This is a genomic window from uncultured Planktomarina sp., from assembly GCA_943788425.1.
GTDB lineage: Bacteria > Pseudomonadota > Alphaproteobacteria > Rhodobacterales > Rhodobacteraceae > Planktomarina.
The window spans coordinates 1-25,335 of the sequence record CALSQF010000013.1; the positions used below are offsets into that span (position 1 = coordinate 1).

General features: G+C 52.9%; 31 protein-coding genes and 1 tRNA gene. 10 read left to right on the top strand and 22 right to left on the bottom strand.

Going from position 1 to position 25,335, the window contains the following annotated elements:
* The 6 genes from ABLW18_RS11155 to ABLW18_RS11180 all read right to left on the bottom strand — a co-directional run.
* Positions 1-360 (bottom strand): M81 family metallopeptidase (locus ABLW18_RS11155; protein WP_347824883.1); only part of this gene is annotated, 360 nt, incomplete at its 3' end.
* Positions 360-1,172, bottom strand: coding sequence for an ATP-binding cassette domain-containing protein (locus tag ABLW18_RS11160; RefSeq protein WP_347824884.1), 813 nt, complete (start codon positions 1,170-1,172; stop codon positions 360-362). The genes ABLW18_RS11155 and ABLW18_RS11160, both read right to left, overlap by 1 nt.
* Entirely contained in the window at positions 1,169-2,143 is a 975-nt protein-coding gene (locus ABLW18_RS11165; protein WP_347824885.1) for an ABC transporter ATP-binding protein, read from the bottom strand. Before ABLW18_RS11165 ends, ABLW18_RS11160 begins: the two co-directional genes overlap by 4 nt.
* Before the next feature lie 4 nt (positions 2,144-2,147).
* Positions 2,148-2,999 (bottom strand): ABC transporter permease, encoded by an 852-nt coding sequence (locus ABLW18_RS11170; RefSeq protein WP_347823801.1) that lies wholly within the window; start codon positions 2,997-2,999, stop codon positions 2,148-2,150.
* Positions 2,996-3,943 (bottom strand): ABC transporter permease, encoded by a 948-nt coding sequence (locus ABLW18_RS11175; RefSeq protein ID WP_347824886.1) that lies wholly within the window; start codon positions 3,941-3,943, stop codon positions 2,996-2,998. The genes ABLW18_RS11170 and ABLW18_RS11175 overlap by 4 nt, the downstream gene beginning before the upstream one ends.
* Before the next feature lie 71 nt (positions 3,944-4,014).
* On the bottom strand, positions 4,015-5,556 hold the full coding sequence (locus ABLW18_RS11180; protein ID WP_347824887.1) for an ABC transporter substrate-binding protein: 1,542 nt from the start codon (positions 5,554-5,556) through the stop codon (positions 4,015-4,017).
* Between the two features lie 145 nt (positions 5,557-5,701).
* On the opposite strand from ABLW18_RS11180, the gene ABLW18_RS11185 reads away from it, so the two are divergent.
* From ABLW18_RS11185 to ABLW18_RS11195, 3 genes are all read left to right on the top strand, one after another.
* Positions 5,702-6,100: a Rid family hydrolase gene (locus ABLW18_RS11185; protein ID WP_347823798.1), complete on the top strand. Its 399-nt coding sequence runs from the start codon at positions 5,702-5,704 to the stop codon at positions 6,098-6,100.
* 16 nt (positions 6,101-6,116) lie between these two features.
* On the top strand, positions 6,117-6,995 hold the full coding sequence (locus ABLW18_RS11190; protein ID WP_347823797.1) for a MurR/RpiR family transcriptional regulator: 879 nt from the start codon (positions 6,117-6,119) through the stop codon (positions 6,993-6,995).
* A 418-nt stretch (positions 6,996-7,413) separates the two neighbouring features.
* Entirely contained in the window at positions 7,414-7,563 is a 150-nt protein-coding gene (locus tag ABLW18_RS11195; protein WP_347824888.1) for a hypothetical protein, read from the top strand.
* A 108-nt stretch (positions 7,564-7,671) separates the two neighbouring features.
* On the opposite strand, the gene ABLW18_RS11200 is transcribed toward ABLW18_RS11195, so the two are convergent.
* From ABLW18_RS11200 to ychF, 6 genes are all read right to left on the bottom strand, one after another.
* Positions 7,672-7,941, bottom strand: coding sequence for a hypothetical protein (locus ABLW18_RS11200; protein WP_347824889.1), 270 nt, complete (start codon positions 7,939-7,941; stop codon positions 7,672-7,674).
* 256 nt (positions 7,942-8,197) lie between these two features.
* The gene (locus ABLW18_RS11205) at positions 8,198-8,581 is read right to left on the bottom strand and encodes a hypothetical protein (protein WP_108865781.1); all 384 of its coding nucleotides are present in this window, start codon (positions 8,579-8,581) and stop codon (positions 8,198-8,200) included.
* 420 nt (positions 8,582-9,001) lie between these two features.
* Positions 9,002-9,091 (bottom strand) — tRNA-Ser (locus ABLW18_RS11210).
* 43 nt (positions 9,092-9,134) lie between these two features.
* On the bottom strand, positions 9,135-9,422 hold the full coding sequence (locus ABLW18_RS11215) for a nucleoside hydrolase (protein WP_347824890.1): 288 nt from the start codon (positions 9,420-9,422) through the stop codon (positions 9,135-9,137).
* 10 nt (positions 9,423-9,432) lie between these two features.
* The gene (locus ABLW18_RS11220; protein ID WP_347824891.1) at positions 9,433-10,059 is read right to left on the bottom strand and encodes a nucleoside hydrolase; all 627 of its coding nucleotides are present in this window, start codon (positions 10,057-10,059) and stop codon (positions 9,433-9,435) included.
* Positions 10,060-10,099: 40 nt separating this feature from the next.
* On the bottom strand, positions 10,100-11,197 hold the full coding sequence (gene ychF, locus ABLW18_RS11225) for a redox-regulated ATPase YchF (protein WP_347824892.1): 1,098 nt from the start codon (positions 11,195-11,197) through the stop codon (positions 10,100-10,102).
* A 177-nt stretch (positions 11,198-11,374) separates the two neighbouring features.
* Here ychF and trpA point away from each other — a divergent pair, with 177 nt between their 5' ends.
* The 3 genes from trpA to deoD are packed head-to-tail and all read left to right on the top strand — an operon-like array spanning position 11,375 to position 13,334.
* Positions 11,375-12,166 (top strand): tryptophan synthase subunit alpha, encoded by a 792-nt coding sequence (trpA, locus tag ABLW18_RS11230; protein ID WP_347824930.1) that lies wholly within the window; start codon positions 11,375-11,377, stop codon positions 12,164-12,166.
* Positions 12,167-12,184: 18 nt separating this feature from the next.
* Positions 12,185-12,625: a GNAT family N-acetyltransferase gene (locus ABLW18_RS11235; protein WP_347824893.1), complete on the top strand. Its 441-nt coding sequence runs from the start codon at positions 12,185-12,187 to the stop codon at positions 12,623-12,625.
* 4 nt (positions 12,626-12,629) lie between these two features.
* Entirely contained in the window at positions 12,630-13,334 is a 705-nt protein-coding gene (gene deoD / locus ABLW18_RS11240) for a purine-nucleoside phosphorylase (protein WP_347824894.1), read from the top strand.
* A gap of 10 nt (positions 13,335-13,344) precedes the next feature.
* Here deoD and ABLW18_RS11245 read toward each other — a convergent pair whose 3' ends face one another.
* The 8 genes from ABLW18_RS11245 to ABLW18_RS11280 all read right to left on the bottom strand — a co-directional run bounded on the left by ABLW18_RS11245 (position 13,345) and on the right by ABLW18_RS11280 (position 19,389).
* Positions 13,345-14,124 (bottom strand): succinate dehydrogenase iron-sulfur subunit, encoded by a 780-nt coding sequence (locus ABLW18_RS11245; protein WP_347824895.1) that lies wholly within the window; start codon positions 14,122-14,124, stop codon positions 13,345-13,347.
* A 97-nt stretch (positions 14,125-14,221) separates the two neighbouring features.
* Positions 14,222-14,515, bottom strand: coding sequence for a hypothetical protein (locus ABLW18_RS11250; protein ID WP_347824896.1), 294 nt, complete (start codon positions 14,513-14,515; stop codon positions 14,222-14,224).
* A gap of 8 nt (positions 14,516-14,523) precedes the next feature.
* Entirely contained in the window at positions 14,524-16,329 is a 1,806-nt protein-coding gene (gene sdhA / locus ABLW18_RS11255) for a succinate dehydrogenase flavoprotein subunit (protein WP_347824897.1), read from the bottom strand.
* A gap of 18 nt (positions 16,330-16,347) precedes the next feature.
* A complete protein-coding gene (gene sdhD, locus ABLW18_RS11260) occupies positions 16,348-16,719 on the bottom strand; it encodes a succinate dehydrogenase, hydrophobic membrane anchor protein (RefSeq protein WP_347824898.1) in 372 nt (123 codons plus the stop codon).
* 12 nt (positions 16,720-16,731) lie between these two features.
* Positions 16,732-17,115 (bottom strand): succinate dehydrogenase, cytochrome b556 subunit, encoded by a 384-nt coding sequence (gene sdhC, locus ABLW18_RS11265; protein ID WP_347824899.1) that lies wholly within the window; start codon positions 17,113-17,115, stop codon positions 16,732-16,734.
* Positions 17,116-17,291: 176 nt separating this feature from the next.
* Positions 17,292-18,317, bottom strand: a complete 1,026-nt coding sequence (locus ABLW18_RS11270; RefSeq protein ID WP_347824900.1) for a MaoC family dehydratase — start codon at positions 18,315-18,317, stop codon at positions 17,292-17,294.
* Positions 18,317-18,520, bottom strand: coding sequence for a DUF1737 domain-containing protein (locus ABLW18_RS11275; RefSeq protein ID WP_347824901.1), 204 nt, complete (start codon positions 18,518-18,520; stop codon positions 18,317-18,319). The genes ABLW18_RS11270 and ABLW18_RS11275 overlap by 1 nt, the downstream gene beginning before the upstream one ends.
* Complete coding sequence (locus tag ABLW18_RS11280; RefSeq protein WP_347824902.1) at positions 18,517-19,389, bottom strand: CoA ester lyase; 873 nt, start codon at positions 19,387-19,389, stop codon at positions 18,517-18,519. Before ABLW18_RS11280 ends, ABLW18_RS11275 begins: the two co-directional genes overlap by 4 nt.
* A gap of 200 nt (positions 19,390-19,589) precedes the next feature.
* Here ABLW18_RS11280 and mdh point away from each other — a divergent pair, with 200 nt between their 5' ends.
* Positions 19,590-20,552, top strand: a complete 963-nt coding sequence (gene mdh / locus ABLW18_RS11285; RefSeq protein ID WP_347824903.1) for a malate dehydrogenase — start codon at positions 19,590-19,592, stop codon at positions 20,550-20,552.
* 487 nt (positions 20,553-21,039) lie between these two features.
* Here mdh and ABLW18_RS11290 read toward each other — a convergent pair whose 3' ends face one another.
* The gene (locus ABLW18_RS11290; protein WP_347824904.1) at positions 21,040-21,261 is read right to left on the bottom strand and encodes a DUF1127 domain-containing protein; all 222 of its coding nucleotides are present in this window, start codon (positions 21,259-21,261) and stop codon (positions 21,040-21,042) included.
* Positions 21,262-21,371: 110 nt separating this feature from the next.
* A complete protein-coding gene (locus ABLW18_RS11295; protein WP_347824905.1) occupies positions 21,372-21,668 on the bottom strand; it encodes a hypothetical protein in 297 nt (98 codons plus the stop codon).
* 153 nt (positions 21,669-21,821) lie between these two features.
* Here ABLW18_RS11295 and pyrC point away from each other — a divergent pair, with 153 nt between their 5' ends.
* The 3 genes from pyrC (at position 21,822) to ABLW18_RS11310 (ending at position 25,287) form a co-directional block, all read left to right on the top strand.
* Positions 21,822-22,862 (top strand): dihydroorotase, encoded by a 1,041-nt coding sequence (gene pyrC, locus ABLW18_RS11300; RefSeq protein WP_347824906.1) that lies wholly within the window; start codon positions 21,822-21,824, stop codon positions 22,860-22,862.
* A 26-nt stretch (positions 22,863-22,888) separates the two neighbouring features.
* The gene (locus tag ABLW18_RS11305) at positions 22,889-23,566 is read left to right on the top strand and encodes an orotate phosphoribosyltransferase (protein WP_347824907.1); all 678 of its coding nucleotides are present in this window, start codon (positions 22,889-22,891) and stop codon (positions 23,564-23,566) included.
* Positions 23,567-23,796: 230 nt separating this feature from the next.
* The gene (locus tag ABLW18_RS11310; protein ID WP_347824908.1) at positions 23,797-25,287 is read left to right on the top strand and encodes a replicative DNA helicase; all 1,491 of its coding nucleotides are present in this window, start codon (positions 23,797-23,799) and stop codon (positions 25,285-25,287) included.
* The last annotated feature ends 48 nt before the right edge of the window (positions 25,288-25,335 follow it).

Here is a 25,335-nt window from a genome sequence, read left to right on the forward strand (position 1 = left end):
ACAGTCCAGACAGCCTTGCGAAACCATGGCACCATGCAGGCCAAGAAGTACGATATCAACAGGCATTGCTGCTCTGAGTTCGGCCAATAGCTGATCACGTAGAAATTCCCACGTGTGCTGATTTACAATCCCACCGGGCTCTGCCCAAGACGCGGTTCCCTCAACAATTTGCCAGTTAAATTCGGCTGCTCGAGCGCGGGCTACCGGATAGACGGCACTACACAAAGTCGGCGTCTTCGGGTGTCCTCCTGGGGGGGCATAGAAGCTTTCCTTAAAATCCTGAATATCTGTCCTCAGCGGCGAAAACGTGTTAGTCTCTGTCGCAATTGACCCTAGGAAAACACGCTTGGAACTTTGCATCACGCAACCTCCTTTCCGATTTTGACCCTCGGGATAGACTCGAGAAGTTTACGAGTATATTCGTGCTGGGGAGCCTCAAATATCTGGCGTTTCCGGCCAATTTCCACGATTTTTCCCTCATGCATGACCGCTACCTGATCGCTGATGTGGCGCACAACACCCAGATCATGACTGATGAACAGCATCGATACACCACTATCCTGTTGCAGTTTTTTGAGAAGGTTCAGAACCTGCGCCTGAATAGACACGTCCAACGCCGATACGGCCTCATCGGCGATCACCAGTTTGGGTTTCAGGATCATAACACGTGCAATCCCGATGCGTTGGCGCTGGCCGCCCGAAAACTCATGCGGATGGCGTTTCATAACCAGTGGGTCCATTCCAACAGTTTCCAGCATCACCGCTATTTTGGCGCGCGCCTCGTCCCAAGTCTTGCATAACCCGTGGATAAAAAGCGGCTCTCCTAAAGTCTGTTCAATCTTGAGGCGCGGGTTGAGGGAGGCAAAAGGGTCTTGAAATATCATTTGAATTTCGCGTCGTAAGGGACGGAATTCATTGGGTGACATCACTAAAAAATCTCGGCCTTCAAACAACGCCCGCCCAGATGTAGCTTGTTCCAGATGGGTAAGTGTACGCCCCACCGTGGATTTTCCACACCCAGATTCACCAACAAGGCTAAGCACTTCCCCCGGAGCAATGTCGAAAGAAACCCCATCAACAGCCTTAATCAACTGCTTCTCGCCAAACATCCATGAAGCTTTGGTGCGGAAATGTGTCTTAAGGTCAATTACGCGAAGTAAAGGTTCAGTCATGGCGCGACCTTTCCAGAAAAATGGCACCGGACAGAATGGCCAGGTTTGTACTCAGTCTCTTGAGGCACGCTGGTGGCGCATAACTTTGTCACCAAAGCGCAACGCGGGTGGAACGCACAGCCGGTTAACTCTTCTTCCAATGTCGGCACTCGGCCGGGTATCGCCTCAAGCCAATCAACATCGCTATCTACCACCGGAATTGAGTTCAACAATCCGCGCGTATAAGGATGGGCCAATTCTGCGAACAGATTTTCTGTCGCAGCGGCCTCGACCACGCGGCCGCGATACATAACCGCGACCTTATCGCAGGTCTCCGAAATCACCCCTAGATCATGGCTGATCAGAACGATAGCTGTCCCCATACGGGTCTGAAGGTCCGCCATCAAATCGAGAACTTCTTTCTGCACTGTCACATCCAACGCAGTCGTGGGCTCGTCTGCGATCAGCAGTTTAGGATCACAAGATAAAGCCATTGCGATCATGACTCTCTGACGTTGTCCACCAGACATTTGATGGGGAAAACTGTCTACACGTTCAGACGGGTTTGGGATCCGCACAAGGCTCAGCAATTCAACCGCGCGGTCGCGCGCCTGTGCATTGGTCATTTTTTGATGCTGGCGAATGTTTTCGATGATTTGGTCACCAATGCGGTAGACAGGGTTGAGACTCGTCATCGGTTCTTGGAAAATCATCGCCATCCGGTTGCCCATGATGCTGCGCCGTTCACCGTCAGAAAGCGTCAACAAATCCATACCATCAAAGCGGATATTCCCGCCAGTGATCCGCACGGTGGTGCCCCCCAAAAGTCCCATAATCGCCAGCGCAGTAAGACTTTTGCCACAACCACTTTCACCAACGATGCCCAGAGTTTCATTGTCATCAACGTCAAAGGACACGCCTTGAACAACTGGCAAAAGCTTGCCCTTTGTCCTGACGGCTATCTCAAGATCTTGAACCTCCAGCAATGCCATGTGATCAGACCCCCGCAATATCGTCTTTAAAGCGCGGATCGATGCTGTCACGCAGCGCGTCCCCCACTAGGTTCATAGAAAAAACTGATAACACAATCAGCATGCCGGGATAGATCAGAAGCCATGGGGCGCGGGTGACATAGATGCGTTCTTCGGACAGCATATTGCCCCAACTTGGCACTTCGGGTGGCAGGCCAAGACCGAGAAAATCAAGTGCAGCGGCCTGTAACTGCGCAAAGGCAAATATGAAGCTGGCTTGCACCAGCAAAGGTGAGACGAGATTCGGCAGAATGTGACGAAAGAGAATGGAAAAGTGTCCAGCGCCAGAGCAGACAGCAGCATCAACGAACACTTCGCCCCTCAATTTCAATGTCATACCATATAGGATCCGGGCGGTGGTGGTGGCGTAGACAATACCGATCACAAGGATCGTGTTGAATACACTTCGCTCCAGCAGCGTGATCAAGGCAAGCGCCATCAGTAAAGCGGGGAAAGCCATCAGGACATCCACACAGCGCATAAGAAAATGGCCCAATCGGGTAAAATAGGCTGAGATCATACCAATCAAGCCACCTGCTAAAAGAGCAACAGCGACGCTGCCCGTCCCAATGATCACCGTCATGCGGGCGCCATATACCGCGCGCGAGAACGTATCACGGCCAAAGTGGTCTGTGCCAAAGAGATTTGGCCATCCCGGTTCTGCCAATCGGCCCACCGGGTCAATCTCAAGCGGATCAAAGGGAGCAATGAGCGGTGCCGCCAATGCCGCTACTGTAATCATGACGAGCCAGAGAAAACCTAATGTGGCAAGCCTGCGGCCGGCAAATGCAGTTTGGAAGAAAATCAAAGTGTTCATTTTAGAGATACCCTTGGATCTAACCGCGCATAGGCGAGGTCCACGGCCAAGTTGACAACCATGTATAGAACAACAATCACAAGGATGACTCCTTGTATGACCGGATAATCCCGGCGCAAGATAGATTGAACGACAAGTCGTCCAATTCCAGGGAGCGAGAACACAGTTTCAGTCACAACCGCCTCAGATATCAGGGCAGCAAAAGTAAATCCGAACGCTGCAGCAACGGCGATCAAAGCATTGCGGAATATGTGCTTGATGGCTACCCGCGTCGGATGCAGCCCTTTCGCCCGGGCGGTGCGGACATGATCCTCGCGCGAGACATCCAGCATAGAGGCGCGGACCAACCGAACTATCAAAGCTGCGTTTGGCGCGGCTAAGGTCAGGCTCGGAAGTAGCAGATAGCGTAAGTTTGTTATACCGCCGTGATCCGACAGCGACGGAAAGCCAGAACTCGGAAACCATCCCAGTGTAACAGAAAAGATCATGATCAGGTAAAGGCCAAGCCAGAAGGTCGGGATGGACGCAGCCAACATCGCCCCGCTTGAAGTAATCTGATCGATCCAGGTTCCTTGTCTGGTAGCAGATAAAATGCCAATTGGTAAGCCAATGAGGATGATCCAAATCATTGTCATACTTGCGAGCAAGATCGACGTCTCAGCCCCACTGCCGATGACCGATAAGACCGGTTGGCGAAAGAAAATTGAAGTGCCGAGATCGCCTTGCAAGACATTTCCCAGCCAAATAAAATATTGAACGTGGAGGGGACGGTCAAAGCCCATTTCAGCAGAAAGTTGTGCCACCTCTTCAGGCGTCGCCGTGTCGCCCAACAGGATTGCAGCAGGATCCCCAGGGATTAGGTGCACAAAAAGAAACACCAATATAGATGCTGCCAGAAGCGTTGGGATAAGAGTCAAAAGGCGTTTTGCAGTATACGCAAGCATGTTAACCTCAGTTGACTGGAATGGGTAAATTAGCCCCCCGCTTCAAGTTTAGCAGGGGGCTGGGAAGAACCTTACTTGGAAACGTTCCAAAAGCTTGGCCAAATCAAAGTCTGTTTGCCAAGCCCTTTCAGCTTTGGAGAGGCAATGTTGTAGGTATAAACGTCGCCGGTCTTCATTGTTGGCACCTGTTCGTAGATCAAGGCCTGAAGCTCCGCCCAAATTTCTTGACGCTCACTCGGGTCTGAGGACGCTGTGAAACGATCTTTCAAAGCTTTCTTTTCGGGAGTTGCCCACCAACCGGGGTAATTGTCGTTCATCACAGAGATCAAGATTGGATCCGGTACAAAACCATGGTGTGTAAAGAACAAATCCCACTGATCAGGCTGCGCACGCTTTTCAATCAATGTTGCCCAGTCATAGACCTGAAGGTCAATATTGAACCCCGCCTGCGCCAGTTGCTTGGTATAAACGATCGCACTGTCATAATGGAATGGATAGTTAGTCGAGACCATGAACTTGATTGGCTGACCGTCGTAGCCTGCCTCTGCTGCCATAGCTTTTGCTGCTTCTGCGTCTCCACGGCTGTAGTTTTCGGTGCCTGCTTTAGTAGCCCAAACACTGCCTTCTGGAGCAAAAGAGCCATTGGCGCGCCACAGTCCTTCGGGCCCAATAGAAACTTGCAAGGCGGGTGTTTTGTCGATGGCCGTCTGAATGGCACGACGCAGCGCAAAGTTTTCTTTCAATGGACCATCACTGGAGTTTAGAAAGACCAAACCAAAAATTGGCCCACCGTTAAGCATAGTTTTCACGCCCGTATCTGCATCCAAATCTGCAAACAAATCACCCGGAATGCTTTCGGCATAGTCGTAGTCTCCAGCGCGAACCCCGGCGACCCGAGTACCCACATCAGACACTGGGATAAAACGGAGTGTATCAAAATTAGTCGCTCGTTCACCGCCGTATCCGTCGGCCGCTCCCTCGGGCGAAATGTAACCGTCAAAGCGCACCAACTCTACATAGCGATTGGCCTCCCATTCGTTGAACTTGTATGGACCTGTCCCAATGTACTGATCAGGAGAGATTGGTTCCTTTGTAGCGCCTTCCATAACGCTAGCTGGATAGATCGCGGGACCACCGTTTATAAAGGCCATTAGATTTTTCCAAGGGCCGAAGGGCTCTTTAAGATTTATGGTGATCTCATAATCTCCACTCGCCTCAACACTGTCGACGTGATCAAAAATCAGGCTGCCACGTGAGCCAAATTCGCCCCAACGCTGAAGTGATGCCAGGACGTCGGCAGATGTCATAGCCTGACCATTATGAAACTTAACACCCTCGCGCAGCGCAATTACAATTGTTTTGCCATCTGCGGACACAGTTTCGCCAGATGCTAGCAGCGGTACTGGCGCATTGGACGCATTAAAGGTGTACAAACCTTCAAACATATGATGCGCAATGGTGGTTGCCAGATCAGAGGTAACAACCTGTTGATCAAGGCTGGGAGGTTCGCCCACGGTAGCATAGCGCAACATGCCATCGGCATATGCCCCGCTTGTCAGGGTCATCAAAGCCCCCACTGCCAGCGCAGATTTCATCCAAATTTTCAGTTTCATCTCAATCTCCTTCGTTATGATGTTTCAAGTTAATTTTATTTAGATGTAAATATCTTACAATTTAGCCAATAATAGTCAAATATTATTTGGAAAAGTCAGCTAAACCGAGTATAAAATGTAAATAACTTACATAAAGGTTACCAATATGCAAACTACTCCACAAAAAATCATCCGCTTTGACGGCGCAGACGCTGCTGCTGGCGGCACGCCGCGCCCCTTTTCTAAAGCCGTGCGTGCGGGGGATTTTATCTATGTATCCGGGCAAGTCCCGACAGTTGACGGCGAAGTTGTCACAGGGGGGATCATCGCACAGTCAGAAGCTGTTATAGCCAATATCATCGCCGTTCTAAAACTTGCAGATTGCAGCTTGGCGCATGTGGTACAAGTCGGCGTTTGGCTGGACGATCCACGGGATTTCACCAGTTTCAATTCGGTCTTTGCTAAATATTTCGCCGCACATCCACCCGCGCGGGCCACAGTGCAAAGTGCGCTAATGGTAGACGCCAAGGTTGAAATGGATGTAGTGGCATATAAGCCCGTATGAGAGGCACACCAAGACAATGCTCGAAGTTATCGATCTCATCTCGCATGTGCGCACTCTGAACGGAGCTTTCCCCAAGCGCGAGCAACTGGTTGCTGATTTTGTGCTGGCAAACCTTGAGGGAATCTCTTTTCTTTCGCAGCACGAGATTGCAGCGGCAACCGAGGTTTCTGTCGCGACAGTGAATCGATTCTGTACAACAATCGGCTGCGAAGGGTTCCGCGACTTTCAAATCAGACTTGCGCAAAACGTGGCGGTCAGTTTGCAATACCTTGGGGGGGCAAGCGGAGATCAATCTGAAACCGGGCAATTGGTAACACAGGTGTTCAGTACATTGGTCGACACTCTGACGCTGGTTCGTGGGCAACTGGATAGTGAGGCGATTGAACAAGCAACAGACAAACTTGCCGATGCCCGCCGCATAGCCTTTCTTGGTGTTGGCGGGGGCTCTGCCAATGTTGCTCGTGAGGGGGCCAACAGGTTTTTTCGGCTTGGTATTCCCGCAGAGGCGCATGCCGACGGTTATCTCCAGCGCATGCTATCCTCGACCCTGATCGAAGGTGATGTGCTGGTCGCAATTTCATCAAGTGGTCAACCTGCTGAACTTTTGGATAGCATTGCAATCGCCAAACAATATGGCGCAACTACGATCAGCTTAACCAAAACCGGCTCAGACCTTGCACTGCTAACGGACATTTCAATCCAAATCGATATTCCTGAAGATCAAGACATTTACAAACCCTCAGCCTCGCGTCTTGTCTACATTGCGATTGTCGATGTCCTGGCCGCCGGTGCTGCGAGAAAGCGGCCAGAACGAGTCAAAGAGAACCTGCGGCGCATCCGAACATCGCTGTTGCCATTGACCAAAGACCCCGGACCTAAACCAATCGGAGATTGATTTGTGCGGCCCTATTATTGAGAACTCGCATCTAATTGCTGGTGTAGCCTAAATCTATGCGCTCAATAATTGACGCCACTTAGCGAGAGCGGCAGCGCGGTTCAGCTTGAAGTTGGTGCGTGAATAAAGATGCAGTTACCAAACAAAACAATCCCCCAATGAATCTACAACGCTAATATTAAAGGCCCGTGGTCCGAGACGCGGGGCCCTGGGATAGGGACGGGGCGGTCCTGCGCCCTACGTCTCAACTGCAGCGATCAGGCACAGTAACCCTTGCCGTTGATCCACGGACCGCGGCCCGAGCAAAACTAACACAACGCTGATTGAGCTCGTGCAACCCCGACAGATAGGTCGACAATACTAGCTCCCATGCCCATGGCCCTTGGCACCATGTCGGGGGTATTTTGATGGAACTACCATGGATATTGTTTTCTTCTTGGAAGGAGGTTCAATCTTGGAGGCTTCAAGTGTGACTGCAAAACTTTACCTCATAGATGGACGCCTCAATTATGCCTTTGCCTCTGCGCCTCTGACAGGATTTTTCATTGCGACCTGTGACAAGTTTTAACATTATGACCAAACTCTCAACCATCCCACAGCACCAACTCGGCACCACCTGCGGCCTCTGTAAGCACCATACTATGCTAGAGAAAAGAGCCAGTCTATTTTTGAAAAACTAAAAACTAGCTAAAATATCGCCTTCGCAAACAGATACTATTACGGAGCCATTTTCAGCTGCTACTCCCTCTCTAACCCTTACCAAGGCTGCGTGGGCAGTTTCCTTATCTGGCCAAACCATCATACTTCTTGCTGTGGTCGGACTGGTCTGCACATAGAAAAAGTTAACCGCACCTAAGGATTTGAACTCTAATATATACTCGTTCTGTTTGTCGTAGAAGTTTTCCGGTATTGAATCGAATGACCAATCAGCTGATGTTGCAAACATTTCATTTTCTCCATTAATAACAACGTGGAAAAGTTATGATAGTTAAACATGTTTGATCAAGTCTATATCTTAGAGTGGTAATCATAGTCATAACGACAACTTAGAAGGTACGTCAGAGAGCCAGATGCCATAACTGTGGCGTGAAGGGTAACAACACGTATCAGATCGTTTACACGGGTAATTCAAGTAGTCGGAGACTACGCCTCCTTGATGTTGCGATGGATGGTGCTGGGGTTAGGTAGCACTAATCAAAACTTCACATAAAGCCCCAGATTGATCCAAGTTGAGTAACTGCGACGCCGCCGAACATAACTGTAACGACCGCCTTAAACATTCCCCAAGGAGCCTTCCTAAACTTCGCACCAAAATTTGTCGCTGCCTCATCGGCATCCATATCGTCTGCGTTGGCTTTAAGGTCATCCATGCAGTCAAATGAGTTTATCATTACAAAAACGAATGTAGCTACAATCATTGCTGATATTGCAAGTGTTGGTAAGCGACCAGCTTGTGCAATAATAAACAAAGTGACCAAATTGCTTAGAGTTCCAATAGTAAAGCCCCAATATAAATCACGACCTCTAGTGGCTCCATTACGTTGACGACGATCACGATCAGAAGTAGAATTCATTAAGTTCGTCATTATTCACTCCATTTTGAAAGCTAACTGTTGATTATAATGCATGTTATAATCGTTCAAACCAGTTTAATTTTTGCATCGCTTTTTGGTGAATCACCCTGTCCTGCTAACGAGGTACGTCAGAGAGCCAGATGCCATAACTGCGGCGTGAAGGGTAACAACACGTATCAGATCGTTTACACGGGTAACTCTGATGTTGCGATGGATGGGGCTGGGGTTAGGTGAGCCAATATGAATCAGATTCATGAAACACCAGACAAAGCAATTAAGGCACGAACTCTAGATCACTTCATTTTAGTTTTCTGAGTTTCGTGTGTGGTTGACGTGTGTGGTTAACGTGTGTGGTTAACGTGTGTGGTAGCTAGTTCAGTAACATCCAAAAAATCGTTTATTTTTAATAATATAAACACAGGTTTGGGTGGGTGGCGGAGACGAAGGGATTCGAACCCTCGAGACCCTTCCGGGCCTACTCCCTTAGCAGGGGAGCGCCTTCGTCCACTCGGCCACGTCTCCGTTGATCCGTTTAACGGGGAGTTGGGCTGGGGACAAGGTCGATTTAGCTGAGTTTCGCCACATTGTTGAAAAAATTCTGCTTCACCGCCTCGGCTTGCACATCCGTACAGACATTTACCAGCTGGGCAGTTGAACTTTCCTCTATAATCATTTCGCCAGAACGGTCGCCGTGGCATGTCACGCGCAAAGCATGGGGCTCCGTGGTGAAGAGTTCAGGCGCGATGCAGGCCACCAGCGCAGAAGGATCATGCATGCCGCATCCGGCAAATTTTCCAACAGTCTCATAGAAATCGATGTAATAATCTGCCATATCGCGCAAAAGCCCACCCATTTTCCGACTTTCAGACGCCAAGCCCGCAAAAGAAGCTGCGTGGGCAGATCACCCGGTTCGTCACGTCAAGACCCACCAGCGTGATATTGCACCCATAGCGCAGCACATAATCGGCCGCATGGGGATCATGATAAAAATTGGCCTCCGCAGCCGAGGTGATATTGCCCCCTGCCCGCAGACTGCCGCCCATGACAACCATGCCCTTGAGATTGCCGCAAAACGACGGATCGAGTTCCATCGCCGCGGCAATATTGGTTAAAGGCCCAATGGGACAGAGCAATAATTCCCCCTGATGCGCGCGCGCCATCCGTACCAGATACTCCGGAGCGGTCTCCACCAAGGCGTGACGCTGGGAAATGGGCACATCAAGCGTTCCAAGACCCTCGCCCCCATGCACCGCAGAGGATGGTGGAAATGGCGGGAGCATGCGGGGGCGATGCATCCCTTCCGCCACAGGAATCTCAATCCCCGCTTGTTCCAGCAAATACAGCGCATTGCGCGTGGCTTTGGGGGTTGTCACATTGCCAAACACGGTTGTCAGACCCAAAAGATCAATCTCAGGAGCGGCAATGGCGTAAAAAATCGCCATGGCATCATCAATGCCTGGATCTGTATCGACGATCAGTTTAAGCGCCATTGCGCCCCCTCCCCCTGCCGGTGAGCCGATTGTGCCGCCCCTAGGTATTAAATAGGAAATGCATCACATCACCGTCTTGCACGACATAAGATTTTCCCTCAGCGCGCATTTTGCCGGCCTCTTTTGCAGCAGACTCGCCGCCAAGCGCGGCAAAATCTTCATAGGCTATGGTCTCAGCGCGAATGAACCCGCGCTCGAAATCACCATGGATAACACCCGCAGCCTGCGGCGCGGTTGTACCCTGTTTGATCGTCCAGGCCCGAGCCTCTTTAGGGCCGACTGTGAAATAGGTCTCAAGCGCCAAAAGCGCGTAGCCTGCGCGGATCAGGCGATCGAGGCCAGCTTCCTCAAGCCCCATTTCGTCAAGAAACATCTCAGCCTCTTCGTCGTCAAGCTGGCTAATCTCTTCTTCGATCTGCGCGGAAATGATCACATGGCTGTTGCCCTGCTCTGCGGCCATTTTCGCCACAGCGTCTGAATAGCGATTGCCAGACGCCGCATCAGACTCGCCCACGTTGCAGACATAGAGGATCGGCTTAGTGCTGAGCAATTGCAGCATTTTCCATTGCTTGGCATCTTCTGGATCGACCTCAACTGTGCGGGCTGGCTTGCCCTGCTCTAAAGCGGCCAAAGCAGCGCGTAGCAGGCGCTCTTGCTGCACCGCTTCCTTGTCACCGCCGCGCACTTTTCGCACGATGTTTTGAAGGCGCTTCTCGACGCTTTCCATATCCGCCAGCATAAGTTCTGTATCGATGGTATCGGCATCTGCAATGGGATCTACATGATCAGAGACATGCACCACATCCCCGTCTTCAAAACAACGGACCACATGGGCGATTGCGTCAGTTTCGCGGATATTGGCTAGAAATTGATTGCCCAGCCCCTCGCCTTGGCTTGCGCCTTTGACGAGCCCGGCGATGTCCACAAAGGTCATGCGCGCCGGTATGACAGTCGCTGAGTTGGCAATCTGTGCCAGATTGGCCAAGCGCGCGTCTGGCACGTTAACCTCACCAACATTCGGCTCAATGGTGCAAAATGGAAAATTCGCCGCCTGCGCTGAAGCCGTTTTGGTCAGCGCGTTAAACAAGGTGGATTTGCCAACATTTGGCAAGCCAACGATACCCATTCTAAAACCCATGATGCACTCCTTCATTTTCAAACCGCTCTTATCTGCGCCGGTCCAGCAGAGCAAGCAGAACTGCGTTGAGTGGGCGGCGCGGCAAATGTCACAGAATGCTCTATGCTTGGCCAAAGTATATTGAACTTGGCCCGCCTTTACGGCATGTCAGGACATAAGCAATATGAAGGGCCAGATATGACACGGATCGACGCAAAATTTGCAGAACTCAAAGCCGCCGGAAAAAAGGCTTTTGTGACCTATGTCATGGCTGGAGATCCGACCTATGATAGCGCATTAGAGGTGGTCAAAGGCCTGCCCGCCGCCGGGGTTGATATCATAGAATTGGGCCTGCCCTTCACCGATCCAATGGCCGATGGCCCCACCATTCAATTGGCTGGGCAACGCGCGTTAGAGGCCGGAATGACCCTCGACAAAACCCTGCAAATGGTCCGAGAGTTTCGCGAAACCGATGACATAACGCCAATTGTGTTGATGGGCTATTACAACCCAATTTATTCGCGCGGAGTCGCGCGTTTTCTTGCCGAAGCCAAAGAGGCAGGCATCGATGGGATGATTGTGGTCGATCTGCCGCCGGAAGAAGACAGCGAACTGTGCATTCCCGCTCAAAAGGCCGGCCTGAATTTTATCCGCCTGGCCACGCCGACCACCGATGATAAGCGCTTGCCCAAAGTCCTCACCAACACCTCTGGCTTTGTCTACTATGTCTCAATCAATGGCATCACCGGCGCTGCGGCCGCGCAGGCCAGCAACGTTGGACCAGAAGTCGCGCGCATCAAAGCGGCCACCGATTTACCAATCATCGTGGGCTTTGGAATTCGCACCCCGCAAAATGCGCATGATATCGCATCCGTGGCCGATGGCGCGGTTGTTGGCTCGGCCATTGTTGATGAAATTGGCGCCGGAAAGTCCCCTGCGGAGATCTTGGCCTTTGTCAAATCTCTCGCCGACGGGGCACATTCCGCTTAACGACGAAGGAGCTGGCATATGCCGCTGAACATCCGCCCTCTTGTAGCTGACGACCGGGTCGTTTGGGGGCAGATGTGGCGCGACTACCTGTCGTTTTACGACACGGCGATTGCACCTGAAATTTATGAAACGACCTTTGCACGGCTGATCAATCCGACCAATCGTGTGCAAAATGCGCGTGTCGCCGAGCTGGACGGCGCGGCGGTGGGCATTGTCCATTACATTTATCACGCCCACAATTGGCGCACAGAAGATGTATGTTATTTACAAGATCTCTATGTCAAAGATACGGTCCGTGGGCAGGGTATTGGCCGCGCTTTGATCGAGGCCGTTTACGCTGCGGCCGATGCCAATGGCACGCCAAACGTTTATTGGATGACCCAAGATTTCAACGAAAACGCGCGTGTGCTCTATGACCGGATCGGCACGCTGACTCCGTTCATAAAATATTCGAGGTGATATCATGACCATTCACATTGATGCGCAACCTGGCGAAATTGCCCAAACTGTGCTCTTGCCCGGGGACCCTCTGCGCGCAAAATGGGCGGCGGAGACCTTTTTGGAAAAGGCAAAATGCGTCAACCAAGTGCGCGGCATGCTGGGCTATACGGGGCTTTGGCGCGGCAACCCTGTGACCATTCAAGGATCTGGCATGGGCATGCCGAGCCTCTCCATCTACGTCAATGAATTGATAAAAGACTATGACGCCAAAACTTTGATCCGCATCGGCTCGGCCGGTGGTATGAGCCCCAAGGTCAAGCTGCGCGATGTGGTGATTGCCATGACCGCCTCCACCCTTTCCACCCCATCCCTTGGCATGTTCAAAGAGATCAATTTTGCTCCTTGTGCCGATTATGGCCTGCTGGAGGCGGCTGTAACCGCCGCACGCCGGCGCAGCATCGACGCCCATGTGGGTGGAATTTATTCGTCAGATGTCTTTTATGATGAGCGCCCCGACCTCAACGAGCAAATGACGCGTCATGGGATTTTGGCCGTCGAGATGGAAACAGCGGAGCTTTACAATCTGGCGGCTCGCCACAATCGGCGCGCTTTGGCGGTATGTACCATTTCTGATCATCTGCTAACCCATGAGGCCCTGCCCTCTGAAGAGCGCGAACGCAGCTTTGGGAATATGGTGGAAATAGCCCTGGAAGCCGCTTTCGCCTAGCGACCTGTGTCTAGACCCGCCGTTCGACCATCATTTCTTTAATAGACGCAATTGATTTTGCCGGATTCAAACCTTTTGGACAGGTCTTGGTGCAATTCATGATGGTATGACAGCGATAGAGTTTGAACGGGTCTTCCAGATTATCCAAGCGCTCTCCGGTCGCCTCATCACGGCTGTCAATAATCCAGCGATAAGCATGTAACAAAGCCGCTGGGCCGAGATAGCGATCACCGTTCCACCAATAGGACGGGCAAGACGTCGAGCAGCAGGCGCACATCACACATTCATAGAGCCCATCTAGCTTTTTGCGATCCTCAATCGATTGCAGCCACTCCTTCGCCGGACGGTTGGTCTTTGTCTCAAGCCAAGGCATAATTGACGCATGCTGCGCATAAAAATGCGTCAAATCAGGAATCAGATCTTTAACGACCGGCATATGCGGCAAGGGATAGATCTTCACGTCCCCCTTGATCTCATCCATGCCATAGATGCAGGCCAGCGTGTTCACACCATCGACATTCATCGCGCAGGAGCCACAAATACCCTCGCGACAGGAACGGCGGAAGGTCAGAGTGGGATCAATTTCGCTCTTAATCTTGATGAGAGCGTCCAAAACCATGGGGCCGCAGGTGTCCATATCTACGAAATAAGTGTCCACCTGTGGAGTTTTGCCATCATCAGGGTTCCAACGGTAAATCTTGAAAACCCGTAGATTTGTCGCGCCTTCCGGTTTCGGCCAGACTTTACCGCGGGTGATGCGGGAATTTTTTGGGAGTGTCAGTTGTACCATATTATTTCTCCACAGAGCAGACGCAAACAGCGCCATGCAGCCTATCAACAAGCAACGTCAACTGTCTCATCGGGTGATATGCCAAAGCCCGCATCCCCTAAGACAGCTTTTCAGTCAAACAGCTCAGCACCGTCGGGCGCTGGATAATTTCATTGGCCAGATCAATTATGACCGGGCTGGGTGCCATGCCAGCAAAAGCAGCGATGCGAGACACTTCCTCCGCCTTGGCCGCTAAGACCATACATTCTGCAAGGGACTGCGCATTCGTTGGATCCAATTGTTCCTGCGCCAATGGAGACAATACCGTCAAAGCCGCAAGCTGAGATTGGGAAAATTCAGCAAGAGCTGCCCCCCCGATCCAAGAGACAGCCGCTGCAGCAAAATACCCCATAGGCCGCATCAGAACGTTCTCACTTTCGGTGCGATCTGCGCCAGGGAAATGCCCCCTTCGTCTTCGGTTGTCAGCCGTTCGGTAATCACTGGTCGGTAGCTCAAATCAACCTGTGATTCATCCACCCGAGCGATGGTATGCACGCGCCAATTGTCATCGTTACGTTCGGTGAAATCCTCATGCGCATGTGCACCACGGCTTTCCTTGCGCGCCTCTGCGCCTACGATTGTCGCCATGGCGTTCGGCATCAAATTGGTAAGCTCCAGAGTTTCCATAAGATCGGAATTCCACACCAGGCTGCGGTCTGTCACTTTAATATCTCTCATTTTATCGGCCACAGCGGTCATCTTATCGACCCCATCGGCTAAGGTCTTCGAGGTCCGGAACACCGCCGCATCCGCCTGCATGGTTTTTTGCATTTCGAGGCGCAGATCTGCGGTGGGCAAATGACCCGCCGCGTGGCGCAGCCCATCAAAGCGGTCAAAAGCTTTGTCCACAGACGCCATATTCATCGCCGCCGCTGGAGCGGCCGCATCGACGGTTTTACCTGCACGGATCGCAGCGGCGCGGCCAAAGACCACCAAATCAATCAATGAGTTCGAACCCAAACGGTTGGCCCCATGAACCGAGGCACAGCCCGCTTCGCCCACAGCCATCAGGCCGGGAACAATGGCATTGGGGTCTTTGGCTGTTGGGTTCAGCACTTCACCCCAGAAATTCGTTGGAATGCCGCCCATGTTATAGTGCACTGTAGGAAGAACTGGAATTGGTTCCTTGGTCACGTCAACGCCGGCAAATATCTTGGCAGATTCTGAAATTCCCGGCAGGCGCTCCGCGAGGGCTTCGGGTTGTAGATGGCTCAGATTGAGGTAGATATGGTCCCCCTCAGGTCCCACACCGCGCCCTTCGCGAATTTCCATAGTCATACAGCGCGAGACATAATCGCGCGGCGCCAAGTCTTTATAATTCGGCGCATAGCGCTCCATGAATCGCTCATCTTGCGAATTGCTTAAAAATCCACCCTCACCGCGCGCACCTTCTGTGATCAAGCAGCCCGATCCATAGATGCCCGTGGGGTGAAATTGCACAAATTCCATGTCCTGCAACGGCAGCCCCGCCCGCGCGACCATGCCGCCACCGTCGCCAGTGCAGGTATGCGCCGATGTCGCACTGAAATATGCGCGCCCATAGCCGCCCGTGGCCAATACAACAGTTTTGGCGTTGAACACATGCATGGTGCCATCATCCAGCTTCCAGCACACCACCCCTTGGCACACGCCATCCTGTGACATTACCAAGTCAATGGCGAAATATTCGATGTAGAATTCTGCATTATTCTTCAAAGACTGGCCGTAGAGCGTATGCAAAATGGCGTGCCCCGTCCGGTCGGCGGCGGCACAGGTGCGCTGCACCGGCGGACCTTCACCAAATTCTGTCGTATGGCCACCAAAGGGGCGCTGGTAAATTTTTCCCGCCTCAGTGCGCGAGAAAGGCACGCCGTAATGTTCCAGCTCATAGACTGCCTTGGGCGCCTCGCGGGCGAGATATTCCATGGCATCTGTATCGCCAAGCCAATCGGATCCTTTGACCGTGTCATACATGTGCCACTGCCAGCTGTCAGGGCCCATATTGCCCAGACTTGCAGCAATGCCACCCTGAGCGGCCACCGTATGGGAGCGAGTTGGGAAAACTTTTGTGACGCAAGCTGTGCGCAAGCCTTGTTCGGCCATCCCGAGTGTCGCGCGCAAACCTGCGCCCCCAGCCCCAACCACCACAACATCGAAATCATGGGTTTCATATTCATAAGCAGCCATAGGTATGGTCTCCGAAACTTAAAGGGCGAGGCGCGCGATGGCGAAAACAGCCGCAGCGATGGCCGCGTAGGACACACAGGTCATGATGATAATCCAGACCTTACGGGCCAGGCCGTGTACATAGTCCTCAATCAGTACGGTCACGCCGTTTTTGAAATGCAGCAATGCAACAATGAAGGTCAAAAGCGCGACCAATGCGGGAAACGGGCGGGCAAAGTGGGCTGTTACCGCCTCATAGTCTTGTCCAATCATTGGTCCCACAGTGAACAGAAAAACTGGCACGAGCATGAGCAAAGCCACGGAGGAAATCGTCATACCCCAAAAATGCTCCGTTCCGGTTTTCGCAGCGCCAAGGCCGCTTGCGCGTTTGCGGTCGGTCAAAAAAGCCATATCATGCGCTCCTTACAGCCAAATTACAGTGAGAGCGGTGAGAAGTAGCGATCCGATGATCATCATCCAACCCATACGCTCTGCGGTTTTCAACTCCAATCCGCGACCGGTGTCCCAAATCAAATGACGCAGGCCGCCGAGCATGTGATACCAAAGCGCCCAGAGCGACAGAAGAAAGACCAAGTCGCCGAACCAGCTTGTGATCACGCATTGCACCCAAGCAAAAGCCACTGCGCTGGTCGATGCCGCTAAGAGCCAAGCGATCAACAAAAGCGTCGCGGCCAAAAGGGCGTTTCCTGTGATGCGCACAAATATAGAAGAAATCGATGTCATTTGAGGACGGTAGATCGTCAAATGAGGAGACAACGGGCGATTGCCACGATTAACATCAGACATGATATATCCCTCTCAGCTTGTCCAAGCATACTCTACGGGGTTCGTGCCATGTGCAAGCCCTGAAGGCCAGGGTTATGACGGGCAAATTACCGCAGTCTGGGCGTTAATAGTCGTTTTTTTGCATTTCGTGATCACGAATAAATTTTGTGATCACGAAACACTAGCTGGCGGCAGAATTACCGCGGTATCAAGGCCCAATAATCAAGATCCAACAACACATCGCTGTGATATTTGCCGTCATCTCCGCGCAGATTCGGCGACACCCCCTTGTGCGCCACCAACCGCAAACGCAACGCACCAACGGAGGGATTAGAGGTTTCCGACTTATCCAGCACCTCACTCCAAGCGCGCAACGTGTCCCCTGCAAAGCAAGGATTGGCATGGGCTCCCCCGTTGATCGCTACAAGCATTTGCGCATTGCCCAGCCCATTGAAGGACAAGGCCCGCGCCATGGATATGACATGCCCACCATAGATTAAGCGCAGACCATCTGGTCGAGTCGTGGCATCGAAATGGACTTTCGCAGTATTTTGCCACAAGCGGGTGGCCATCATATGTTCGGCCTCTGACAGAGTGACGCCATCAACATGGTCTATCACTTCGCCAATGGTATAGTCACCATAGAGATAAAAACTTCCGGCTAAACCAGTGTTATAATCGGCAAAGCTCAACCCATCGGGCACACTCAAATCCGATGCTAGAACGGCCGGTGCCAGCGTCGGCACAACGGTTTGCGGCGCAGGGGCCGCTGCATCCCTCTTACGCACCATAACCCAACGCACAAACGACATCACCATCTCATCTGCTTGGTTGAACCCCTCACTGCGCACCCAAACAACGCCTGTTTTGCCGCTTGAGTTTTGCTTCACTCCAATGACAGTTGAGCGCGCGCGCAGTGTATCCCCGGGATAGACAGGCCGCAGCCAGCGCGCCTCTGCGTAGCCCAAATTGGCCACGGCATTTAAAGAGATATCTGGCACAGTTTTGCCAAAAACCACATGAAAAGCGATCAGGTCATCCAACGGGCTTTGCGGCAAACCACAGTTTTGCGCAAAGTGATCGGAGGAATAGAGCGCGTGGCGCGCCGGATAAAGCGCGTGATAAAGCGCCCGCTCACCGGTCCCCACCGTCCGCGGGACCGCATGATCGATGACCTGCCCCACTCGATAATCTTCAAAAAACAATCCTGCACTGGTCTTCATTATTGCTCTCCCAGTTTCATCTCAGGACTATACTCTCCGGCAACCTCCTTGACGATGGCCTGGCCACAGCGCATCACGCCCACCGTTGCATCATGCGCATAGGTCGGATCTCCATAAAGCTCCCAGCCTTTGGACAGGGCCTCTGTCACTTTGTGGCAAAATTTAGACGAATCGTCTTCGGACAAAAACCTGTAGATCTTCATGCCGTGTCCTCCAGTTTTGCAATCATCGCAGCCTTAGCCAAGGTGGCGCGAGCGGTCTCAATATGCAAATTCTCCACGATTTTTCCATCCACAACCGCAACGCCAAGCCCCTCGGCCGTCGCCGCCTCAAAGGCCGCGATTTGCCGCTCAGACAGATCAAGTTCCACATCAGAAGGTGCAAAGACTGTATTGGCAACCGCCACCTGGGCCGGATGAATCAAGGTTTTGCCGTCAAAGCCCATATCGCGCCCTTGCGCGGCCTCAATCTGCAGACCTGCATCGTCCTTGAAGGCGTTATAAACCCCATCAACAATGACGATTCCGGCCGCTTTTGCAGCTAAGACACAGTGGCTCAACGCCGCCAACAAGGGCGCGCGCGTCGGATCGAACCTCGTGTTGAGATCCTTGGCCAAATCATTGGTCCCCATGACCATGCCCCCCATACGCGGCGCGTCAGCAATCTCTGCTGCGTTCAAAATGCCGCGCGGGGTTTCCATCATCGCCCAAATTTGAGTGTTCTCGAAGCCATCATACCGGTCCATCGCTGCGCTGAGCTGCGAAATCATTTGGGCGTTATCGACCTTGGGCAATAAAACCGCCTCCGGTCGGGCTTCGGCAATCGCAGCAATATCTACTGCCGCCCAGGGGGTATCTAGCCCATTGATGCGAATAATTTGACTGCGAACCCCATAACCTCCGTCCGACAGATGGGCGACCAGAGTCGCCCGAGCGGAGGCTTTTTCTTCAAGCGCCACAGCATCTTCGAGGTCGAAAATTATCGAATCCACCGGCATGCTGCGGGCTTTTTCAAGCGCACGCGTCCGGCTGCCCGGTATGTAGAGAACAGAACGATAGGGCCGTAGAGTCATTTTTAGCCTCGCAATAATGTTGCGCATAACTGCCATCAATCGAAGTTAAAATTCAAGTGCATTTTGCCGCATTGCAGCAAATCCTACCCGTTGACACGCCAGAGCACCACGCCCTGATGCGATTTCCCGCGATGTTCCCTTGGCACGCGGCGTATTTGGGTGTAACCGCTCTTGCAAATTCACATTTGAGGAAGATCCCCATGGCACGACCCAAAATTGCTCTCATTGGCTCCGGTATGATCGGTGGCACGTTGGCTCATTTAGCCGCCCTTAAAGAACTCGGCGACATCGTGCTTTTCGATATTGCGGAAGGCATGCCCGAAGGCAAAGCCTTGGATATCGCACAATCTGGCCCCTCCGAAGGCTTTGATGCCGCCATGTCCGGTACGCAATCTTACGCCGATATCGCCGGCGCGGATGTTTGCATTGTGACGGCTGGTGTGCCGCGCAAACCGGGCATGAGCCGCGATGACCTTCTTGGAATCAATCTCAAAGTCATGAAATCTGTGGGTGAAGGCATCCGCGATCACGCCCCCAATGCCTTTGTGATCTGTATCACCAACCCGCTTGACGCGATGGTCTGGGCGCTGCGCGAATTCTCTGGCCTGCCGCATAATATGGTCTGCGGCATGGCTGGCGTGCTCGACAGCGCGCGGTTCCGTCACTTCTTGAGCCTCGAGTTCAATGTGTCAATGCGGGATGTAACAGCCTTTGTTTTGGGTGGTCACGGTGACACTATGGTGCCCCTGGCCCGCTACTCGACCGTCGGCGGCATCCCCTTGCCCGATCTGGTCAGCATAGGCTGGACCACGCAAGACAAGCTGGACGCGATCATCCAGCGCACCCGCGATGGCGGCGCCGAGATCGTCGGGCTGCTCAAAACAGGTTCGGCCTATTATGCTCCGGCCACATCTGCGATTGAAATGGCCGAGGCCTATCTGCGCGATCAAAAGCGTGTTCTGCCCTGTGCGGCCTATGTCGATGGCGCTTTGGGCCTCAAGGGCATGTATGTCGGCGTGCCAACTGTAATCGGCGGCGGCGGCGTTGAGCGCGTCATCAACATTCAAATGAACAAAGACGAGCAAGCGATGTTCAACAAATCCGTCGACGCAGTCAAAGGGTTGGTTGCGGCCTGCAAGGCGATCGATGAAAGCCTGACTTAAGCGCAATTGCGGCGGCACCCGCCGCCCCCAAAAGATTGAAAACTCCTCGCCTCGGCGGGGAGTTTTTGCCTTCTAACTGCGCCGCCGCTGAAAACCGCCAAGGGCAAAAATGCCTCCTGGGTGCGCGCACCCCGGCACCCTCGCGCGATTATATCAAACCAATCAACGCACTAGGTTTCAATCTGGGTCTGAAATTCTAAATTTCTGCCAGGTGCCCATATTGAATATGGTTTTAATGACGGGTTTTCTTTGAGGTAAGCCGGCTCGGATCTTTGTTTGAGCAAAGGCTTCTGCATGACAATAGAGTATTGCAGATATTCACTTCCCAGTGGCAACACCAGGCCTGTTCCAAATTGGCATTACGCGGAGATTCATGCTCAAGACGACCATGGGCGCAAAATTGCAAACCTAATGGATGATGAAGGATCAACCGAGGGGCAAACGTCGGGACCAAGTGCCTCAGGCCAGCGCCTGAGGCATAGCTCACTTAGATGTAATAGGCGTCGCGGTAGACATAGCGCACGATGTCTTGACGGGACAGGCCGCGCTCGGCCAGCTCTTCATCGGTCAGGGCGCAGAGAAATTCAATCTGACGCACACGCGATTGCGCTGTGCTGATGGATACCAGGAAGTTAAGAATGCCGTTGAACACTCGGTTCAGACCGGCGGCGATGCGGTTGCCGTGTGGGACGTCTACGATAATTGCCATTTGAAAAGCTCCTGTGTCGCGTTGACCCGTAAGTAGGTACGATCCACAGGGTTGGGCAGTGCAAAAAACCACATTCCCGCTATGCAACCGCTGCATAGATCAGCTGGCGCCTAGCGGTCCTGGGCATCTCCTTCGGTGCCGCTCGTCACAGATTTGATCACTTTGAACAAGCGCAGTCCGAAAAGACCCAAGAGTCCACCGAACAAAACCGTGAAAGCCGAGACCACCACACCCGAGGATATCGCAGCGATGGCGACGCCGAGTAGCAGAAAAACGAAGGTAATCGTGCGGTATTCAACCTCATGCACAGGAAATTTATCCAAACGCGGCTGAATCAACTTGGTCAAGAATGGCTCTACAAAAGGGGTGGCGAAACCTGCAATCACAGAAAGGACAAAGGTCAACATCGGCGCATCTCCTATTTTCGTGACTATTTACCGAACCATTATCATGGGTCGTACCGCCGCGCCATACAAGAGGTGCGCGCTTGATTGCAAACGCTCTCTATGTAAAGCAAATTTGCCCTGGCAGCGCCCCTCCGGCCCGGTTAAACAGCAGCTATGACAGATCGTTTGACTCTCACCCGCCCCGATGATTGGCATCTGCATTTACGCGATGGCAACATGCTGAAGGCTGTGGCACCGGAAAGCGCGCGTAATTTTGGACGCGCCATTATCATGCCAAATCTGGTCCCGCCGGTGGTGACCGCAGCCCAGGCCGCAGCCTATCGTAGCCGCATTATGGCCGCCCTGCCCGCTGGGTCGGATTTCCAACCGCTCATGACACTCTATTTGACCGAACAAAGTGACCCAGAAGACTTGGCCGCGGCCCATGCCTCGGGACTGGTGACGGCGGCCAAACTTTACCCTGCCGGAGCGACGACCAATTCAGCCAGCGGCGTGAGAGATTTTGACAAGCTGCAACCGGTGCTGGAGAAGATGGCCGAAATTAGTATGCCCATGTGCGTGCATGGCGAGGTCACCGATGCGGATATTGATATTTTTGATCGCGAGGCGGTGTTTATTGACCGGGTTCTCGATCCTCTGCGCCGCCGGGTGGCGGGGCTGAAAGTAGTTATGGAGCATATCACAACCGCCGAGGGCGCTGACTATGCAAAATCTGATCCGGGCCAGCTGGCCGCCACAATCACGACCCATCACCTGATCATCAACCGCAATCACATTCTCGCTGGCGGAATAAAGCCCCATTATTATTGTCTGCCTGTTGCCAAACGCGAGACCCATCGCATGGCCCTGCTTGACGCGGCAACAAGCGGCAATCCGTGTTATTTCCTAGGCACCGACAGCGCCCCCCATACCGATGAGGCAAAGCAGGGCGCCTGCGGATGCGCCGGTGTGTTTTCGGCTACAAATACCATGTCGTGTTTGGCGGAAGTTTTTGAAGCTGCCGGAGCGCTGGATCGGCTCGAAGGTTTCACCGCTCTTTTTGGCCCAAAGTTTTACGGCCTGGCGCCGAATGCCGATACGATCACCCTCACGAAGGGCGACCCGGTACAATTTCCCAAGCATATCGACTCGGGCGCCGGTACGGTCACTCTCTTCAATCCTGGCTTTGATCTTCACTGGACCGTGTCGAGCTGAGCGCATAGCAACAAAGGGCCCTGCTCATGATACCAACAAGCTATCCCGACCAACGTGAAATCGCGCGATTGACCGCTAGAATGCTGCTGGAAATTAAAGCCGTGCATTTCAATGCCGATGAGCCCTTTATATTGGCCTCTGGCAAGCCATCTCCAACCTATATAGATTGCCGCAAACTGATTTCCTTCCCGCGTATTCGCAGCACTTTGATGGATTTTCTGACTGTGACTGTGATGCGCAACGCCGGGTTTGAAGCATTTGATAATGTCGCCGGCGGCGAGACCGCCGGTATTCCATTTGGCGCCTGGGTGGCCGAGCGGATGGCGCTCCCGATGACCTATGTTCGGAAAAAACCCAAAGGCTACGGCCGCAACGCCCGCATTGAAGGAGCCATGTCCGAAGGGCAACGAGTTCTGCTGGTAGAAGATCTGACCACCGATGGTGGATCCAAGATCTCTTTTGTCGATGCCATTCGAGAGACCGGCGCAACCTGCGCGCATACGGCGGTGATTTTTTATTACGGAATTTTCCCGCAGACCGAAAAAACCCTCGGCGATCATGGGGTGACTTTACATCACCTATGCACGTGGTGGGACGTTCTGGTGGAAGCCCGAGCGCAGGGCGCATTTGATAGTAAGACCCTGCGCGAGGTGGAAATCTTTTTGAAATCTCCCGAAGCGTGGCAAGACGCGCGCGCCAAATAATTTCCTAGGATAAACCTGTGTACAGAATGTGGACAAGCTGGCGCGCTGTGGCGGCTCTATTGCGCTGCAAAGTACACAGGCAGTCGCGCGCTACTAGATCTAGCGCAGGATCGACAAATTAGCCGGTATGAGCTCCCAATCCCTGGCTTATCCACAGGTTGTGCACCGATCTGTTCCACATGGCCAAACATCCTGAACTGCAGTAAGCGTGGACCATTGAGGAGACGGATATGAGTGAGATTGCGAATCTGCAGCCCCCCGCGAGCGACGTGGCGCCTCTTGGCGTGCCGCATTCCATTGAGGCCGAACAACAATTGCTTGGCGCCATCCTCACGAACAACGATCTATTCGACCGCGTCGCGCAAATTTTGCGAGCTGAACATTTTTATGACCCGGTACATGCGCGGATATTTGAGACCGCAGCCGCCCGCATCGCCAAAAATAATCTAGCCAGCCCCGTCACTTTGAAGGCCTTTTTGGAAGATGATGCGGGGCTCGCGGAATTAGGTGGGCCTGCATATTTGATGCGACTCGCAGGCGCGGCAATATCCTCTTTTGCCGTGCGCGATTATGCCGAAATGATCTACGACCTCGCCATCCGCCGCGAGTTGATCGACGTGGGCAATGAGATCGCTGCGAAGGCGGCCCGCGTTGAAGTGCAAAGCGAGTCTAACGAGCAAATTATTGAAGCTGAACAAAAACTCTATGCCTTGGCTGAGCAAGGCCAGACCGAGCAAGGCTTCCAATCGTTTCTCACCGCCGTCACCGATGCGGTTAAAGTCGCCAATGCCGCCTATCAACGCGAAGGCGGACTCGCCGGCGTATCGACCGGGCTGATTGATATGGACAAAAAGCTGGGCGGGCTGCACCGGTCAGATCTTCTAATCTTGGCCGGTCGCCCCTCAATGGGCAAAACGTCATTGGCCACCAATGTCGCGTTTAACATCGCACGCGCCTATAAAAAAGGGATCACACTCTCTGGTGAAGAGGGTGCAGTTGACGGCGGGGTTGTTGGTTTTTTCAGCCTTGAAATGTCCGCCGAACAGCTTGCATCGCGTATTTTATCTGAAGTGGCGGAAATCCCCTCAAACCAAATTCGTCGGGGTGATTTTACTGAGGGCGAGTTTCGCCGAATTGTCGATGCGGCTAAGGAGCTGGAGGCGGCGCCTTTGTTCATTGATGATACCCCGGCCCTGCCGATCAGCCAGCTGGCCGCCCGCGCACGCCGTTTGAAGCGAACCCATGGGCTGGACGCATTATTTGTGGACTATCTGCAACTGGTCCGCGGCACTGGACGGTCAGAAAACCGGGTGAATGAGATTTCCGAGATCACTATGGGCCTCAAAGCCATCGCCAAAGAGCTTGATATTCCAGTGGTCGCCCTTTCACAGCTCTCGCGTCAGGTGGAAAACCGTGAAGACAAGCGGCCACAATTGTCAGATCTGCGCGAATCTGGCTCGATTGAGCAGGATGCGGATGTGGTAATGTTTGTGTTCCGCGAAGAATATTACAAAGAACGCGAAAAACCGGGCGATCACGAGCTCGACAAAATGGCCATATGGCAAGAAGAAATGGAGCGGCTGCATGGGAAGGCCGAGGTGGTCATCGGAAAGCAGCGGCATGGGCCAATTGGCACAGTCGAGTTGAGTTTTGAAGGGCAGTTCACCCGCTTTGGCAATCTCGTCAAACCATGGCAACAATCGCTTGAGGATGAATTCTAAAGCATCAGTCGATTGACCCTCTGCCCAATTCGGCGCATAAAATCCCGG

Coding starts and splice junctions, on each gene's coding strand:
- ABLW18_RS11160 (WP_347824884.1), bottom strand. CDS start 1,172: ATGACTGAACCTTTACTTCGCGTAATTGACCTTAAGACACATTTCCGC.
- ABLW18_RS11165 (WP_347824885.1), bottom strand. CDS start 2,143: ATGGCATTGCTGGAGGTTCAAGATCTTGAGATAGCCGTCAGGACAAAG.
- ABLW18_RS11170 (WP_347823801.1), bottom strand. CDS start 2,999: ATGAACACTTTGATTTTCTTCCAAACTGCATTTGCCGGCCGCAGGCTT.
- ABLW18_RS11175 (WP_347824886.1), bottom strand. CDS start 3,943: ATGCTTGCGTATACTGCAAAACGCCTTTTGACTCTTATCCCAACGCTT.
- ABLW18_RS11180 (WP_347824887.1), bottom strand. CDS start 5,556: ATGAAACTGAAAATTTGGATGAAATCTGCGCTGGCAGTGGGGGCTTTG.
- ABLW18_RS11185 (WP_347823798.1), top strand. CDS start 5,702: ATGCAAACTACTCCACAAAAAATCATCCGCTTTGACGGCGCAGACGCT.
- ABLW18_RS11190 (WP_347823797.1), top strand. CDS start 6,117: ATGCTCGAAGTTATCGATCTCATCTCGCATGTGCGCACTCTGAACGGA.
- ABLW18_RS11195 (WP_347824888.1), top strand. CDS start 7,414: ATGGATATTGTTTTCTTCTTGGAAGGAGGTTCAATCTTGGAGGCTTCA.
- ABLW18_RS11200 (WP_347824889.1), bottom strand. CDS start 7,941: ATGTTTGCAACATCAGCTGATTGGTCATTCGATTCAATACCGGAAAAC.
- ABLW18_RS11205 (WP_108865781.1), bottom strand. CDS start 8,581: ATGACGAACTTAATGAATTCTACTTCTGATCGTGATCGTCGTCAACGT.
- ABLW18_RS11215 (WP_347824890.1), bottom strand. CDS start 9,422: ATGGGTGGGCTTTTGCGCGATATGGCAGATTATTACATCGATTTCTAT.
- ABLW18_RS11220 (WP_347824891.1), bottom strand. CDS start 10,059: ATGGCGCTTAAACTGATCGTCGATACAGATCCAGGCATTGATGATGCC.
- ychF (WP_347824892.1), bottom strand. CDS start 11,197: ATGGGTTTTAGAATGGGTATCGTTGGCTTGCCAAATGTTGGCAAATCC.
- trpA (WP_347824930.1), top strand. CDS start 11,375: ATGACACGGATCGACGCAAAATTTGCAGAACTCAAAGCCGCCGGAAAA.
- ABLW18_RS11235 (WP_347824893.1), top strand. CDS start 12,185: ATGCCGCTGAACATCCGCCCTCTTGTAGCTGACGACCGGGTCGTTTGG.
- deoD (WP_347824894.1), top strand. CDS start 12,630: ATGACCATTCACATTGATGCGCAACCTGGCGAAATTGCCCAAACTGTG.
- ABLW18_RS11245 (WP_347824895.1), bottom strand. CDS start 14,124: ATGGTACAACTGACACTCCCAAAAAATTCCCGCATCACCCGCGGTAAA.
- ABLW18_RS11250 (WP_347824896.1), bottom strand. CDS start 14,515: ATGGGGTATTTTGCTGCAGCGGCTGTCTCTTGGATCGGGGGGGCAGCT.
- sdhA (WP_347824897.1), bottom strand. CDS start 16,329: ATGGCTGCTTATGAATATGAAACCCATGATTTCGATGTTGTGGTGGTT.
- sdhD (WP_347824898.1), bottom strand. CDS start 16,719: ATGGCTTTTTTGACCGACCGCAAACGCGCAAGCGGCCTTGGCGCTGCG.
- sdhC (WP_347824899.1), bottom strand. CDS start 17,115: ATGTCTGATGTTAATCGTGGCAATCGCCCGTTGTCTCCTCATTTGACG.
- ABLW18_RS11270 (WP_347824900.1), bottom strand. CDS start 18,317: ATGAAGACCAGTGCAGGATTGTTTTTTGAAGATTATCGAGTGGGGCAG.
- ABLW18_RS11275 (WP_347824901.1), bottom strand. CDS start 18,520: ATGAAGATCTACAGGTTTTTGTCCGAAGACGATTCGTCTAAATTTTGC.
- ABLW18_RS11280 (WP_347824902.1), bottom strand. CDS start 19,389: ATGACTCTACGGCCCTATCGTTCTGTTCTCTACATACCGGGCAGCCGG.
- mdh (WP_347824903.1), top strand. CDS start 19,590: ATGGCACGACCCAAAATTGCTCTCATTGGCTCCGGTATGATCGGTGGC.
- ABLW18_RS11290 (WP_347824904.1), bottom strand. CDS start 21,261: ATGGCAATTATCGTAGACGTCCCACACGGCAACCGCATCGCCGCCGGT.
- ABLW18_RS11295 (WP_347824905.1), bottom strand. CDS start 21,668: ATGTTGACCTTTGTCCTTTCTGTGATTGCAGGTTTCGCCACCCCTTTT.
- pyrC (WP_347824906.1), top strand. CDS start 21,822: ATGACAGATCGTTTGACTCTCACCCGCCCCGATGATTGGCATCTGCAT.
- ABLW18_RS11305 (WP_347824907.1), top strand. CDS start 22,889: ATGATACCAACAAGCTATCCCGACCAACGTGAAATCGCGCGATTGACC.
- ABLW18_RS11310 (WP_347824908.1), top strand. CDS start 23,797: ATGAGTGAGATTGCGAATCTGCAGCCCCCCGCGAGCGACGTGGCGCCT.